Source organism: Halobellus marinus (genome assembly GCF_032113415.1).
Taxonomy (GTDB): domain Archaea; phylum Halobacteriota; class Halobacteria; order Halobacteriales; family Haloferacaceae; genus Haloquadratum; species Haloquadratum marinus.
The window spans coordinates 474950-489844 of record NZ_CP134946.1 but is presented as its reverse complement, the minus strand read 5'-3'; the positions used below and the strand labels follow the sequence as shown (position 1 = coordinate 489844).

Sequence of the window (14895 nt, the reverse complement as noted above, 5' to 3'; positions counted from 1 at the left end):
CGCTTAGCCTCGTCTGACCTGCCCTTCTTCCTGTGAGGACTCTCCGGGTGTCTCTACCTCCGGTACCTTCCCTGTCGGGCCCGCTCCTTCCGGAATCTCCTCGCCGCGGTAGATCTGTCCCCGGGCGGTCTCGTCGAGTTCTTCCGGCAGCCCCGAGAAGACCTTCTTGCCGTCGCGGAGTCCGACGATGCGGTTGGCGTACTCCTCGGCGAGGTCGACCTCGTGGATGTTGATCAACACGGGGATGTCGTCCTCGTTTGCGATCTCGGTCAGCAGATCCATCACCGCACGGGAGGTCTCGGGGTCGAGGCTGCTCGTCGGTTCGTCGACCAGCAGGATCTTCGGCCGCTGGAGGATCGCCCGGGCGATCCCGACGCGCTGCCGCTGTCCCCCGGAGAGTTCGTCGGCCCGGTTGTTCTCGTGGCCTTCGAGGCCGACACGCTCTAACACCTCGTAGGCCCGCTCGATGTCCTCGCCTGCGAACTTCCGGCGGAAGGCGTCCCAGGTACTGACGTACCCGAGCCGCCCGGAGAGGACGTTCTCCATCACGGTCAGCCGCTCGATGAGGTTGTACTCCTGGAAGATCATCCCCATGTCGCGGCGGGCCTTCCGCAGTTCCTTGCCGGAGAGGTCGGTTATTTCGAGGCCGTCCAGTTCGACGCTCCCGGCGGTGGGTTCGGTGAGGCGGTTGACACAGCGGATGAACGTACTTTTGCCGGCACCGCTGGGCCCGATCATCGCGACGGTCTCGTTACCCGTCACGTCGAGCGAGACGCCCTTCAGCGCCTCGTCACCGGACGGATACGTCTTCTGTAGATCAGTGACTGAGAGCATACATTACTGTGGTGTAGGTGTAGTAGTTACTTTTTTGCTAGAAAAAGCGGGGTGTTGGCGATTACTCGCCGAGGTTGCCCGTCTTGTAATTGACTTCGAGCGACTCCTGGATCTGGAGGATGATGTCCCAGACCGTCGCGTAGTCGATCTCGACCCAGGTACCGCGGCCCTCGAACTCCTCCGCGATGGCGGTGTCCTGGTAGCTGTAGTCGAGGAACGCCTTGCGGACGCCTTCCTGGATGTCTGGGTGGAGCGTGTTCACGTACGAGAACGCCGTCGTCGGGAACGGCTCGGAGGCGTACACGGCCTTGATCTTGGTCGGGTCCAGCTGATCGTCGGCGGCGACGCGGGCGTAACACGTCGAACAGACCGGCGCAGCCTCGTAGTCGCCGTTCGCGACGCCGAGAGAACTCTGCTGGTGGCCGCCGGAGTAGCTCACTTCGTAGTCCTCGCCCGGAACGACGCCCTGGTTCGCGAAGAGCGCCCGCGGCGCGAGGTTCCCGGAGTTCGACGAGGGGTCGGCGTGGGCGACGTTCTCCTTCGGATCGCCGGCGAGATCCTGCAGCGAGCCGATGTCGGGGTTGTCGACCTGCGTGATCAACCAGAGGCGGTAGCCGAACGAGCCGCCCTCCCCGTCGATCTGCACGGAGAACGGAACGGCGTCGGCGATGTTCACCGCGAACGGAACCGCACCCGTCGAGAAGCCGGCGAGGTGCAGCCGTTCGGAACGCATCGCCTCAACCTGCGCGGCGTAGGAGTCGAGCGCGGCGTAGTTGACCGACTTGCCGGTCTCCTTTTCGATGTTGTCGAGAAGGGGCCTGAGCGTCTCCTCGTAGACGGTCGGGTCCTCCGTCGGCGTCAGCGAAAACTCCAGGGTGTCGGGGTCGAGCCACTCGCTTTCGTCGTCGGGCGTCTCCGCGACGGGATCTCCGTACCGGGGCTCGTCGCGCTGGTTCTCCTGCATCCGTTCGAGGTCCGCCATCGTCCCGGTCTCGAAGCCCTCTTCAATCAGCGTACTGGTCAGCTGCGGGAACTCGGGGTCGGCGGGGTCGAATTCGGGGTACGTGGATGGGTCAGTGTGGTCGGGCATATCACTGCCGCTGGTGGTCGTGCTCCCACCACTGTCGCCGCCGCTATCGCCGTCACTGTCGCCACCACTGTCACCGTCGCTGTCACCGCCGCCGCCGCCGCCACTACAACCAGCGACGCCCGCGAGTGCCGCGGCTCCGATTCCACTGACAAACTTCCGTCTATCAACTCGGCGCATACATTCCAATCAATTGTGTATGACTTAATTCTTTGGACACACTCGATAGGCAGTGTTCAGATAATAGTCGGTGAGGTAGTTGCGTCGTCCACAGCTTTGATGTGTGATCGTTGTCTGCCTGCGAGGCGCCCTTTCCAGTTCCAATTATGCGTCCGAGGAGCCGTTCTGCGCGTCGTACAGTCGGGCGAACGCCCGAGCGGGGAACCGGAATTCGACGCGACTCGGCGGGCGACCCTTCCCGGTGGTCTGTCTGTGCGGAACTCGCTGGATTATGCTGGCGTTCGCGAGTTGATAAAGGAAGCGTTCGACGGTATCCACCGAAAGCGTTAGCGCGCCATTCGCCGCAATCGCCGCTGCCGCGGTCGTTACCGACTCGCGGCTCTCGGCGTCGATGTCGACAAGCGCCCGCAGCACGGCCTGTTTGTTCGCCGGCAGCGAGACGATCTCGCTGAGCGACACCGCGGGGCGCGGGACCGCTTCGATCCCCGCCGTGATGTCCGCGGTCCGGAGCCGCGTCCGCCCGTCGGCGGTCGCGATATCTGTCGCACTCAGCAGTGCCGCCAGGGCGTCGTGGGCGTCGCCCTCGGCCCACTCGGCGATCATCTTTGCCCGCTCGTGGTCGATCCCCTCGCCCGGCAGTCCACCGCTGGCTCGCGTCATCAGAATATCCCGCAGCACGTGCTGCTGGTACGCCTCGATGCCGAATACTCGTGCGTTGTCAATTCCGACCGACGGGGTCGGTCGCTCTCGGCTCACGGTGAGACAGGCGACGCCCGGCAGCGGTTTGACGGTCTGCAGCAGCCACTCGACCGTCTTCGTCCCGGATTCGCCGAGGTGGTCGACGGCGGCGACAATGCCGGTCTCTTCGTCTTCCAGCGCCGCGGTGAGCCGCTCGAGGATCCAGTCGGTGCCGACGCCCTGCCTCGGGACCGTCTCCGCGATCAGGCCGTCGAGCAGGTTTCGATACAGGGAAAACCGCGTGTTCGCCGCACGGCCGTCGATGTACACGAAGCGTGGGAGTCGGGTCTCCGCAACCCGCGTCGAGGTGTGAATCGTCGCGTTCGACCGGTGTGTCACGGCGCTCAGACGATCGAACAGCGCAGAGACGACTGCTGATTTCCCGGCACCTTTGGGGCCGTAGAGGCAGCTATCGGCCGGGAGTTCCCCGTCGAAGGCCGGATCGAGGAGGTCGAGAAGTCGCTCGACGACCGACCCGCGGGCGACGGGGTCGTTGATGTGTTCGACCGGACTGAGCCACTCGTCATCGGTGGCTAGACGGCCGTCACTCCGGAGGCGCTGCCGACGTTCGATCCGAGCGTCGATGTCCATAGTATGCTCGTTTCGTGCGGTTTGGTCCCCTGTCGTCGGCCGATACGACCCCGTATCGCAGTGTCGGACGCCGTATGATTGTACCTAACCGGCGTTCATTGTTTCGGGGCCGAAAGTCGACGCGTGACGGAGTGATCGACACGGGACCTTTATCGATATTCGCTTATTGGACATAAAATTAATACGACTACGATAGTAGTTCACGGTATCTGATGGCGATGACCCGACCGCTGGCAATCGATATCGACGGAACGATGACGCGGCCCGACGGCGGCATCGACGAGCGATTGTTCGAACGGCTGCGCGCGTGGGACGCGCCGGTCGTCGTGGCGACCGGGAAAGCGTTCCCCTTTCCCGTCGCGCTGTGTACGTTCATCGACATCCCGGAGCGCGTGATTGCCGAAAACGGCGGCGTTATACTCGTAGACGAGGAACTCGCTGTGGAGGGAGACGCGGCCGCGGCCAGTCGCGTCGCCGAGCGACTCCGCAGCGACGGCTACCCCGGCGGCTGGCCGGAGCCGGATATGCACAACCGCTGGCGGGAGACCGAACTGTCCGTGACCCGGTCGGTGCCCCGGGAGTATCTCGACGCGGTCGCGGGCGAACACGGACAGACCATCGTCGATTCGGGTTACGCCTACCACGTCAAGTCACCCTCGGTGAACAAAGCCACCGGCCTCCGCCGTGCCTGCGACCTACTGGACATCCCGCCGGACGCGTTCGTCGCCGTCGGCGACTCCGCGAACGACGCCGAACTGTTCGAGACAGTCGGCACAGCCTACGCGGTCGCGAACGCCGACGACACTGCACTCGACCACGCCGACGTCGTCACCGACGGCGCCTTCGCCGACGGCGTCATCGAGATGCTCGACGAACTGGAGGCGACGGAATGACCCCGACGCTCCCGGTCCGACGATGATCGACCGGCTCCGGCGCCCCGAATACACCGGTGAGAACCGCTGTTGGCCCTGTACGGCGGTGAATCTCGCACTACTCTTTTTCGCCGTCGTCGCCACGGGTCGCGATCGACCCGGACTGGGAGCTGCCCTCGGTGCGGTCGGTGGCCTCCTGATCTGGGTCCGCGGATACGTCGTCCCGTACACCCCGCAGTTTGCACCCCGTCTCGTCGCCGCACTCCCCGGTGATCGCTTCGGGCACGACACGCCCTCGGATACCCTCGGCGACCTAGATCCCGACGAGGGTGACGGGGAGGCAGTCCTGCGGTCTCTGGTCGCTGCCGATGTCGTCGTCGCCACCGGGGACCGGCTCGCACCGACCGACGAGTTTGCAACGGCGTGGCGGGAGCGGATGGAGCATCTCGGGGATGCACCCGACGAACGGCTCGCCGAGGTCGCACGCGAGGCAAGCGAGGCGATCACGTCGGCGCGGATCGAGGACACCGGCTCGGAGACGTTTCTCGTCGTTTCCGGCGACGACGGGGCGAGTTGGCTCCGGCGACCGGTCGCCATCGCGGAGGTCGCCGCCCTCCAGGCGCTCGGCGAGGTCGGGTTCCCCGCGACGGATCGCGAACTGGCGGCCCACGCGGTCTGTGCGTTCCTCGAAACGTGTCCGGTCTGCGGCGACGACGTCGTCGAAGGGGCGCTCGACGACTGCTGTGGCCATACCGTTCCCGACGCTGGCACCGATCCGCCGCAGGTACTCGCCTGCGAAACTTGCGGTGTCGCGTTCTACCAGTTTGAGTGACCGTCCCGGGGTGAGGCCGTCGGGGAACTGACAGTTACCGTTCTGGTCTCGTCCCGGTGCTCACAGCAGATCGAAGACGTGGATCGGCCACTCCTCCTCGTAGGACAGGTCGAAGTCCGGATCGATATCGACTGTCTCGGGATCACAGACCCGGAGTTCGACGCGGTCGCCGATCGCAACCGCTTCGAGGGACGCGTCGACGCGACCTGTCAGTCGAGCCGAGGAGTCGAGTTTGACCACTGCGACGGTGATCGGCGCCAGGTGCTGGAACGCGGAGGGGGGTCGGTTGACCGACGTGTACGAGACTACCTCACCGGTCCGGGGCTGTTCCGATAGGGTGACGCTCCGGCTGCCACAGCCGTAACAGGCGGGGCGAGGCGGCAGCATCTGTGTATCGCACTCCGTACAGCGGGCGGCCAGTAGCCGGCCCTCGGCTAACGCGTCGAAGAAGCCGGGGAGCGTGAACGGCGAGTCGGCGGTGATGTCTTCCGGTCCGAGCGGTCCCGTCGTCGTGGAATCGGTGTCTGTCATCGGTGAATCACTCTCGTCGGTCATTCTGCGGTCAGGACGGTGGCCACGGTATGAGCGTCCGCGACGCCACCTTCGTTGATGAGCAACGCGGTGTCGGCGTCGGCCACCTGCCGGTCACCGGCCCGTCCGGTGAGCTGTTCGTAGGCTTCGACCGCCTGCAACAGCCCGGTCGCCCCGATCGGGTGGCCGCGGGCCTTCAGTCCGCCGCTGGTGTTGATCTGGACGTCCGTCCAGCCCGCTGATCTATCCTCGGAGTCCTCGACAGTCTCGATGCCGCGACCTTTGGGGGCGAACTCGGCGGCCTCGGCCAGCAGTGCCTCGCAGACGGTGAAGGCGTCGTGGACTTCCGCGACGTCGATATCCGCGGCGCCCACGCCGGCGTCCTCGTAGGCGGTCGAGGCAGCGACGTTCGCCCCCTCGACGAACGTCAGGTCGCGCTCCGCGACGGCGAGATTGTTGGCCGCCGAGCCGACGCCGGCCACGCGGATCGCGTCGGAACGACGCTGCAGGTCGGCCGCCACCTCGTCGTTCGCGACGACGACGGCCGCGGCACCGTCTGTCACCGGCGCACAGTCGTACAGTTTCAGTGGGGGCGCGACCTCGGGAGCGTCCATCACGGCCTCGATGTCGACCGCTTCCTGGAACATCGCCCGTGGGTTGGCCGCCGCGTTCCGGTGGTTCTTCACGGCGATCCTGCCCAGGTCACGTTCCGTCGCGTCGGTCTCGTGGAGGTATCGCCGCGCGAGAAGCGCGTACGTGGCGGGCGCGGTGATCCCGGATCGCTGTTCTAAGGCCCGCTCGAAGGCGGCACCGAGTGCGTTCGTGGCGCCTTCGGTCCCGCCGGCGGTCATCTTCTCGACGCCACAGGCCAGCACTGCGTCGTGGACGCCCGCCCGAACGTCCCGGACTGCGTTCTTGAGCGCGAGCGCCCCAGCGGCCGCACACGCCTCGACACGCTCTGCGGGGACGTTCCGCAGGCCGGCCCACTCGGCCATGAGTGTTCCCTGCATAATCTGATTCTCGTACCGTTCGGACTGGGCGCCGACGTACAGTCCGTCGACGACGTCGGCCGGATCGGGCAACTCCTCGAACGCCTCGGCCAGTGCGCTCGAGAACAGGTCGCGGCCGGGCAGGCCTGTCTTGCCCAGCGGCGAGGACCCGACCGCGATAAGGTGCGCTTTGGACATCCTCTATGGATCGCCAACTGGTAGGCTTAATAGTTTGGTCGCGGTGCCTGGCCCGCCCGCACCCGGGCCCGGACAGGACCGGAACTCGTCGGGTCCTGCCGGGCGACGGTCACACGTCTCGCCGGGTCCTGCCGGGCGACGGTCACACGTTCGACTCCGTCGGTGAGAAAGAACTTTACGTTTCACCGTTACCCCTTGGGATAGTATGCATCGACCGATGACGACGCTCGATTTCCTCGACAGGGGAGTCGACGTCTACGGCGACGCCGTCGGCGTGATCGCCCACGACGGGACCGAGTACACCTACGCCGAGTTCGGCGAGCGGGTCGACCGCACAGCGGCGGCGCTCTCGGATCTCGGCATCGAGAAGGGCGACCGCGTCGCGCTGCTCTCACCCAACACACACTGGTTTCTGGAGACGCTGTTCGCGATCAACGTCCTCGGGGCCATCTCGGTCCCGCTCAACTACCGGCTCATCACCGAGGACTACGAGTACATCCTCGACGACTGCGGGGCCAAGGCGGTCGTCGCCGACCACGAGTACGCCGAGAAGGTCGAGGCGATCCGCGATCGGGTCCCCGCCACGGCGTTCGTCGCCAACCCGGCAGACCGCGTCGACGGCGACTGGCGCGACTACGAGTCACTCCTTGCGGAGGCAGACCCCGGGGAGGTCGAGCGCCCCGACATCGACGAGGACGACCCCGCGACGATCAACTACACGAGCGGGACGACCGGCGACCCGAAGGGCGTGGTCCGGACCCACCGCACCGAACACTGGCACGCGCTGATCACCACCCACCACACCGAGATCAGCGACGACGACGCCTACCTCTGGACGCTCCCGATGTTCCACGTCAACGGGTGGGGCTACCCCTACATCATCACCGGCGTCGGCGGGACACACGTCTGCCAGCGCCACTTCGACGCTGCGGGCGCCTTCGAGCGCATCCACGACCACGACGTGACCTACCTCTGTGGCGCGCCGACGGTCCTCGATCGGATGGTCGACCACTACCAGGCCCACGACGTCGCGGCGACCGGTGACAAGCCAGTCAGGATCGCGACCGCGGCCAGCCCGCCGCCGGAGGCCACCATCCGGACCGTCGAGGACGAACTCGGCTGGAACATTTTGCACGTCTACGGGCTGACCGAGACCGGCCCGTTGATCACGACGAGCAACTCGCCGCGCCGGATCGAAAGCGAGGGTCGCTTCGCGATCAAGACCCGCCAGGGCCACGCGATGCTCGGGACCGAACTGCGCGTCGTCGACGAGGGCGGCGCGGACGTCCCGCCCGACGACGAGACGATGGGCGAGATCGTCGTCCGCGGCAACCAGGTGATGGACCGGTACTGGAACAAGCCCGAGCGGACCCGCGAGGCCTTCTCCGGCCGGGCCGACGGGTGGTTCCACACCGGCGACTTCGCTACGATCGACGAACGCGGGATGGTCGCGATCAAGGACCGCAAGAAGGATGTCATCATCAGCGGCGGCGAGAACATCTCCAGCGTCGAGGTCGAGGACGCCCTCTACGACCATCCCGACATCGAGCGCGTCGCCGTGATCGGCGTCCCCCACGAGAAGTGGGGCGAGACGCCCAAGGCAATCGTCGTCCCCGCAGCCGGCGCCGACCTCACCGAGGAGGGTGTCATCGAATTCGCCCGCGACAACCTCGCGCACTTCAAGTGCCCGACCGTCGTCGAGTTCGTCGACGACCTCCCCGAGACCTCCACGGGCAAGATCCGCAAGGTCGAACTTCGGGAATCTCACGGCACCCCCGTCGAGTGACTCCATCCTTCCGGGGTAGTCCTCGGCAATCTCGGTCGACGGTGAGCGTCAGTGAACGTGACTACGTCGGGGCAGTGAGCGGAGCGAACGGACCCGACGGGATTTATGCCGGCCGAACGCGAACCGGCGACTATGTTCGAGACGGTCGTCGTCGCCACAGACGGCTCCGAAAGCGTCCGCCGGGCTATCGACGTGGCGCTCGATCTCGCCGAGCGGTTCGACGCCGAAATCCACTGTCTGTACGTCGTCGACGAGGGCGACGTGGCGTCCTCGCCGGAACGCCTCCGTGGCGAGATGCGTGATGCCCTCGAAGAGCGCGGCCGCGAGGCGATCGCCGAGGTCAGAGAATCGACGAACAGCGAGGTCATCACCGCCATCCGGGAGGGGCACCCCGCGTCCGTGATCGACGAATACGCCCGCGACGTCGATGCGGATATGGTCGCGATGGGGACCCGCGGTCGCCACGGCGAGAATCGGTTTCTCCTCGGCTCGGTCGCCGAGCGGGTGGTCAGGACGTGTCCCATCCCGGTGTTGACCGTCCGACAGCTCGCCGCCGACGAGGGTGAGACGGAGTTGAGCGGCACCCCCGAGCGGCCGTAGCCAGCGGGAACGGCTTTCTCCTCCTCGTTTGCGCGGAACGGCCGTTTGAACGCTTCTACCTGGATCTTTCGCTCTGCCTTCTCGCGGTGGCGCTTCAGCCGTGCCATCGAACCGCGCCGGTTTTCACCCGGGCGCCCGTCGCGAACGGTATGGAAGACGAACTCATCGACAGCGCGAGTCTCCCGCTGACCCGGAAGTCACAGCTCCCGGGCACGGGCTTTTTTTACCCCGACTCGCTCGACGAGGACCGAACCGAAGAGCGTGTCGAGGCCGCCGTCGACGGCGCCGAGGCAGTCGTCATCGCCGACACCGACGCCGACGGCCTGGGCTGTGTCGCGCTGCTCCGCGAGATGTACGACGCCACTCTCGAGTGGGCGTCCTTCGAGTCCGACGTCACGGACCGAATCGAGCGCTGGGAGCGTGACGCCCCGGCGGACGATGACGACGAAGCCGACGAGACGGACGAACCTCGCTCGACCGTCGCGCTCGTCGGTGCGGGTCCCTACTCGCTGGACGAGGCCCTGGAAAACGTCGCCGAATACGCGCCCGAGGGCATCGACCTCTACGTCTGTGATCTCTGTCCCGACGAGTACGGGTGGATCGAGGCCGAACTCGCTGCGGCCAGCGACCTCGCGGCGTCGGTCTCGTGGTACGACCACCACCAGTGGGACGAGGCGACCGCCACGGCGGTCCGCGAGGCGGGCGTCGACCTCGTCGTCGGCGAGTCCGACGAGGAGTGTACCGTCGACGTGGCGCTCCGGTCGCTCGACTACGACTTCGACGACCAGTGGATCGAACTCGCGGCGGTCACGCGCGATCACGACCTCTGGCAGAAGAACGACCCCCGTAGCGACGATCTCGCGGACTACGCCTACTGGGTCGATCCCGAGGAGTACGTCACCGTCGTCGGGACCTTCGGCGCCGACCTGCCCGACGTCGTCGAGGAGTATATCGAACTCCGTCGCGTCGAGAAGCGCGAACTGATCGAGGCCGCGGTCGACCGCGCAGAGATGAAGCGCGTGGGCCCGTGGACGGTCGGGGTGACGTACGGGCGCTGTTCGCAGAACGAGGTCGCTGAAGCGCTCCGCAAAGAGGGTGCCGACGCCGCCGTCGTCGTCAAACCCGCCGGCAGCGCGAGCATCCGCGGTTCGGAGGGGTTCGAGCGCGCCCACGAGGTCGCCGGCTACGTCAACGGCGGCGGCCATCCGCGGGCTGCGGGCTGTAAACCCAACATCTACGACGATATGCTCGACTACGCCCACCACTGGACGACGCAGGGCGCGACTGCAAAGCGCGTCATCCTCCGGGCGTTCGAGCGAGTGGCGGCGGAGGTCGAGGCGGCGGACGATACTGACGGGGACCCCGACGAGGACTGATACGAAAAGTACTCATCGCGCTGACGTCTCTCCGGACATATGTCATTAGTCGTCCCGTTCGACGGATCGCGACTCTCGCAGGCGGCGCTCGTCCGTGCGGCGCAGTTCGACACCGTGCTGAACGAGGGTGTCGTCGTCGTGAGTGTGATTCCGAAGGGCAACACGAGGTACGCGAGAGAGCGAGGGTGGATCGATAGCGGAGAGCAGTTCGACGCCGAGGCCGTCGTCGCACACCTCCGGGATGCGGTCGCGGAACTGGCCCCGGACGCGGAGTTCCAGCACGTGTTCGTCGACAGGTACGCGCCGCGGGGGACGATCGCGGGGCGGATTCGACGGGTCGCCCGGGAGAAGGACGCGAGCATCGTGTTCGTCGGCAGCGACAACGCGGGCCGGATCGTCACCGGGATCACGGTCGGCCAGTCAGTCGCGGGGGACGGCGCCTACGACACGTTCGTGGTCACTCGCGAGGAACTCCCGGAGATCGAGGTCCTCGAGGAAGAGCTCCCGGCGGACGGACTGCTGTCCTGATACTGATTACTCTCGTCTCTCACCGCCGAGCGCCCTCCCCGTTGGCGGCGCTCGGCGGTAAAAAGTGAGAGTAATCAGTATGAGAGGCGAGAGCGGCCGGTGGATTGTTCCAGCACCTCACTCGCTCTCGGATCGCCCCGGGACGACCTGCCCCCAGACGTACTTGTCCAGCAGGCGGACGCGCAGTGGTTCATCGACCGTGAGACAGCAGGAGAGTCGCGGGTAACCGAACCTGACCGCCGCGGCGTCGTGCCAGTGGGTCGGCTCCGGCGCGGGATCGACCTCGACGGTACAGGTCGCACACAGCCCTCGGCCGCCGCAGTTGGCGTACTGGGAGACCGTTCCGTACACCGGGAAGTCGTGGTCGAGCAGCGCCGCTCTCAGGTTTACACCGCACTCGACTTCGATGGTCGTCTCCTTTCTGTCGGCTACGACCGTAACCGGTACCTGCTCGGCCATAGCCGCTGGTTCGGCTTCCTCCATCCTGGATTTACCGGCCGTCGGATGACCGGCGCGTCGGGTGACCTACTCGGCCGCGTCGATCGGCTCGGTGTCGCCGGGCTGGACGCCCGTTTCGGTCTCGCTGCCGACGACCCACTTGTCGGAGTAGCTCACGCCGCAGTCGCAGTGGGCGTACGCGTGGATCACGTCGCCGTCGGCGTAGAGCCCGCCGACTTCCTCGTTTTGCGCCTCGGAGAACGCGAAGATGAACTCGACCTCGTGGTCGCCGTTTCCGGGCTCCGCCTCGTCGCCCGAGGTCGTATCGGCCGATTCGGTCGCTGCGGGGCACTCGCCGCCGTCGAGGTCTCTGGAGATGTGGCCGCGCGTCTCCATCGCGCCGCGGGCGAACTCCATCGCGTCCATTCCGGTGCCGGCGCTGAAGGCCCGGCGGCCGTCGTCGCCGTCGACGACGAGCACGTAGCCCGAGTCGACTGCCTCGCCCATCTTTGGGAGTTTGCCCTCGCTGTCGAGATACGCGTCGGTGAGAAACAGCGCGACGTCCTCGTGGCGCTCACCCGCGAGGAACTCCTCGAGTTGGCTCATACCGTCGGAAAGGGGCGGAGGGTGAAAAGACGCGTGAAACCGGCGTCAGTGTCTCGTCGCGCGCGCCTCACGGACGTCGGCACCGTCGCGGACCTTGTCCTCGCAGTTCGGGCAGACGCGGGGGTGCTCCATCCCGTTCGGTGCGAACACCCGGACGTACTCCGCGGTAACGAACGAACCGCAGTTCTCGCATGTCGGCATCGGCCGGGGATTTGTATTGAATCGAAATAATATTTAGGGACGGATAAATCGCGATTGAACCGAACGCAATCGCCCGACTGCACCACTACACGAGAATCTGATGACGACCCGGACGGTCAGCTTACAGATCGCCGCTTCCGCCCCCATCCCCGACCTGATCGCCCCCATCACTGACCTTATCGCTCCCATCGGCGCCGACCTGATCGCCCCCGTACTCGACCCGGTCGTCCACATCGGCACCGACCCCGTCGACCAGGCGACCTGTCACCCGTGCGCGGCGCAGCGCCTCCCGTCGCCGGGTTTCGAACACTTCGGCCGCGCTCGCTGCCGCCTCGGGATCCCGCTCGAACGCGACGTCGGGATACGAGACGTCCGTCAGCACCAGCGGCTCCGGGGGTGCTGCGGGGACTCCGTCGGGGCCGTCGAGTGCTTTCGCACCGAGCAGTCGGCGCACGTCGGCGAGTGTCCGATCACCCGCTGCGACACCCCGCACGAGCGAGGCGAGTCGTCGGACGAGCTGTCGCGGGAACCCGTCGGCGGCGACCCGGAGCGGCAGGAACGCGCCATCGCGCTCGATCCGGATCGAGAGGTCGCGGACGGTCCCGTTCTCGTCGGGCGTGAGGTTGTGGAAATCGCGTTCGCCGCGGAGTTCGTCCGCAGCGGCCGCCGCTCGTTCTGCGTCGAGGTCGGGACCGTAGAGATCGTAGACGTATTCGCGGCGGACCGCGTCGTGGGTCGCGTGGAAGTCCTCGGGGACCGCTGCGGCGGCCCAGGCGCGCACGTCGGCCGGGAGTTCGCCGTTCAGCGCCCGCGGCGTGCACCACTCGGGGCACTCGACGGCGATCGTCTGTCCGAACGCGGAGACGCCGGCGTCAGTGCGACCCGCGGCGGCGTAGCCGGGTGGTCTGTGCTGCGTCTCCGGATCGAACACCCCCAGCGCGTCGAGCGCGTCGAAGATCGCGTCCTCGACGGTCGGCACCGTGGGCTGTCGCTGGAAGCCGTGGAACGGCCGGCCGTCGTAGGCGATCCGGAACGCGCGCACCGTCATACTGAGTACTCTCGTCTCTTCCCGCCGAGCGGCGCCAACGGAGATGGCGCTCGGCGGTACAAAGTGAGAGTACTCATTATCACTCCGCGAGGTCGTCGTACGTCGGCGAGCCCTCGCCGGGGAACGAGTCGACGTCGACGGTGGTCTGGTCGCCGGACGCCATGTCCTTCACCGTTACCTCGCCGTTCGCGAGGTCCTGCTCGCCGACGATGACGACCGTCTCGGCGTTGATGCTGTCGGCGTACCCCATCTGTGCGCCGAAGCTCCGGCCGGCGACGTCGGTCTCGACGACGTTGCCCGCCTCCCGGAGGTCGCCGGCGATCCGCGCGGCGACGTCGCGGGTGTCGCCGACGGTCAGGACGTAGTAGTCGGTCGAAAGCGCCTCCTCGGGCCAGATGCCGGCCCGCTGACAGAGCAGCGAGAGGGGAGCGAGCCCGGGAGCGACCCCGACCGCGGGGGTTGGCTGACCGCCGAAGCTCTCGATGAGGTCGTCGTAGCGGCCGCCGCCGAAGACCGAGCGTGAGATTTCGCCCGTCGAGTCGAAGCACTCGAAGACGACGCCGGTGTAGTAGTCCAGGCCGCGGGCCGTCGTCAAAGACACCTCGCAGTACTCCCGCGCGCCGAAGTCCTCTGCGGCGGCGAGGACGTTCCGGAGGTTCTCGACTGCGGCCGCGACGTCGTCGCCGCCGAACGCAGCGATTTCGTCGAGGTCGCCGGTCGTCACGAGGTCGTCGAAGGATTCGGCCTGCTCGTAGGACAGGCCCGCATCAGAGAGCAGCCCGAGGTATTCGGTCTCCTCGACCTTCGCCCGCTTGTCGACCGCGCGGATCGCCGCCGGCACGTCGACATCGGCGTCGAACTCCCGCAGCAGTCCGCCGAGAATGTCGCGGTGGGAGACCCGGAACTCGAAGTCCTCGCCGGTCAGTCCGAGGCTCGTGAGCGCGTCAGCAGCAAAGGCCAGCACCTCGGCGTCGGCTTCCGGTTCCGACGAGCCGAAGATGTCGACGTTCGCCTGGTAGAACTCCCTGAAACGCCCCTGCTGGACCTGCTCGAACCGCCAGAACGGCCGCGTGGAGTACCACTTGATCGGCTTCGAGAGCTCCTGCTGTTTCGCGACCACCATCCGCGCGACTGTCGGGGTCAGCTCCGGCGTCAGCGAGACCTCGCGGCCGCCCTTGTCCGCGAAGGCGTACAGTTCCTCGACGATCTCCTCGCCGCTTTTGTCGACGTACATCTGCGTCCGTTCCAGGGCGGGCGTCGAGATCTCGCGGAAGCCGTACCGGGCGGCGGCGTCCTCCAGCGTGTCGATGACCTCCCGGCGGGGGGCCATCTCCTCGGGGTAGAAGTCCCGAAAGCCCTTGAGTCGGTCGTACATACCGCGTGGTTCGGCGGTCTCGCGCTTGAAACTGTTGAAGCCGCGGTGGGCGGGGCGCCCGCCGATCGGGACGTTTCACGCGAAA

16 protein-coding genes are annotated in these 14895 nt (G+C 66.7%); 6 read left to right on the top strand and 10 right to left on the bottom strand.

Annotation, left to right across the window (positions count from 1 at the left end; genetic code table 11):
- Nucleotides 1-3: 3 nt before the first annotated feature.
- The 3 genes from phnC to RJT37_RS02510 all read right to left on the bottom strand — a co-directional run bounded on the left by phnC (nucleotide 4) and on the right by RJT37_RS02510 (nucleotide 3430).
- The gene (phnC, locus tag RJT37_RS02520; protein WP_313687525.1) at nucleotides 4-834 is read right to left on the bottom strand and encodes a phosphonate ABC transporter ATP-binding protein; all 831 of its coding nucleotides are present in this window, start codon (nucleotides 832-834) and stop codon (nucleotides 4-6) included.
- Between the two features lie 61 nt (nucleotides 835-895).
- A complete protein-coding gene (gene phnD, locus RJT37_RS02515) occupies nucleotides 896-2101 on the bottom strand; it encodes a phosphate/phosphite/phosphonate ABC transporter substrate-binding protein (protein ID WP_345785379.1) in 1206 nt (401 codons plus the stop codon).
- A gap of 144 nt (nucleotides 2102-2245) precedes the next feature.
- Entirely contained in the window at nucleotides 2246-3430 is a 1185-nt protein-coding gene (locus tag RJT37_RS02510; protein WP_313687523.1) for a Cdc6/Cdc18 family protein, read from the bottom strand.
- Between the two features lie 212 nt (nucleotides 3431-3642).
- On the opposite strand from RJT37_RS02510, the gene RJT37_RS02505 reads away from it, so the two are divergent.
- Together RJT37_RS02505 and RJT37_RS02500 are read left to right on the top strand one after the other, a co-directional pair.
- Nucleotides 3643-4323, top strand: coding sequence for a phosphoglycolate phosphatase (locus RJT37_RS02505; protein WP_313687521.1), 681 nt, complete (start codon nucleotides 3643-3645; stop codon nucleotides 4321-4323).
- Between the two features lie 22 nt (nucleotides 4324-4345).
- Nucleotides 4346-5134, top strand: coding sequence for a DUF8054 domain-containing protein (locus RJT37_RS02500; RefSeq protein WP_313687520.1), 789 nt, complete (start codon nucleotides 4346-4348; stop codon nucleotides 5132-5134).
- 60 nt (nucleotides 5135-5194) lie between these two features.
- On the opposite strand, the gene RJT37_RS02495 is transcribed toward RJT37_RS02500, so the two are convergent.
- Complete coding sequence (locus tag RJT37_RS02495) at nucleotides 5195-5689, bottom strand: Zn-ribbon domain-containing OB-fold protein (RefSeq protein WP_313687518.1); 495 nt, start codon at nucleotides 5687-5689, stop codon at nucleotides 5195-5197.
- Nucleotides 5686-6852, bottom strand: a complete 1167-nt coding sequence (locus RJT37_RS02490; protein ID WP_313687516.1) for a thiolase C-terminal domain-containing protein — start codon at nucleotides 6850-6852, stop codon at nucleotides 5686-5688. Before RJT37_RS02490 ends, RJT37_RS02495 begins: the two co-directional genes overlap by 4 nt.
- Before the next feature lie 205 nt (nucleotides 6853-7057).
- Between RJT37_RS02490 and RJT37_RS02485 the strand changes: the two genes are divergently transcribed.
- From RJT37_RS02485 to RJT37_RS02470, 4 genes are all read left to right on the top strand, one after another.
- Complete coding sequence (locus RJT37_RS02485) at nucleotides 7058-8638, top strand: long-chain-fatty-acid--CoA ligase (protein ID WP_313687514.1); 1581 nt, start codon at nucleotides 7058-7060, stop codon at nucleotides 8636-8638.
- 132 nt (nucleotides 8639-8770) lie between these two features.
- Nucleotides 8771-9238 (top strand): universal stress protein, encoded by a 468-nt coding sequence (locus RJT37_RS02480; protein ID WP_313687512.1) that lies wholly within the window; start codon nucleotides 8771-8773, stop codon nucleotides 9236-9238.
- A gap of 149 nt (nucleotides 9239-9387) precedes the next feature.
- Nucleotides 9388-10614, top strand: a complete 1227-nt coding sequence (locus RJT37_RS02475) for a DHH family phosphoesterase (protein ID WP_313687511.1) — start codon at nucleotides 9388-9390, stop codon at nucleotides 10612-10614.
- 39 nt (nucleotides 10615-10653) lie between these two features.
- Nucleotides 10654-11142: a universal stress protein gene (locus RJT37_RS02470; protein ID WP_313687510.1), complete on the top strand. Its 489-nt coding sequence runs from the start codon at nucleotides 10654-10656 to the stop codon at nucleotides 11140-11142.
- A 117-nt stretch (nucleotides 11143-11259) separates the two neighbouring features.
- On the opposite strand, the gene RJT37_RS02465 is transcribed toward RJT37_RS02470, so the two are convergent.
- The 5 genes from RJT37_RS02465 to hisS form a co-directional block, all read right to left on the bottom strand.
- Entirely contained in the window at nucleotides 11260-11601 is a 342-nt protein-coding gene (locus tag RJT37_RS02465; RefSeq protein ID WP_313687508.1) for a 2Fe-2S iron-sulfur cluster-binding protein, read from the bottom strand.
- Nucleotides 11602-11667: 66 nt separating this feature from the next.
- A complete protein-coding gene (locus RJT37_RS02460; RefSeq protein WP_313687506.1) occupies nucleotides 11668-12186 on the bottom strand; it encodes a DUF5807 family protein in 519 nt (172 codons plus the stop codon).
- Between the two features lie 45 nt (nucleotides 12187-12231).
- Nucleotides 12232-12387 (bottom strand): DUF7563 family protein, encoded by a 156-nt coding sequence (locus RJT37_RS02455; protein ID WP_175454551.1) that lies wholly within the window; start codon nucleotides 12385-12387, stop codon nucleotides 12232-12234.
- A gap of 121 nt (nucleotides 12388-12508) precedes the next feature.
- Complete coding sequence (truA, locus tag RJT37_RS02450) at nucleotides 12509-13429, bottom strand: tRNA pseudouridine(38-40) synthase TruA (RefSeq protein ID WP_313690056.1); 921 nt, start codon at nucleotides 13427-13429, stop codon at nucleotides 12509-12511.
- Nucleotides 13430-13514: 85 nt separating this feature from the next.
- Entirely contained in the window at nucleotides 13515-14810 is a 1296-nt protein-coding gene (gene hisS / locus RJT37_RS02445) for a histidine--tRNA ligase (RefSeq protein ID WP_313687499.1), read from the bottom strand.
- Between the last annotated feature and the right edge of the window lie 85 nt (nucleotides 14811-14895).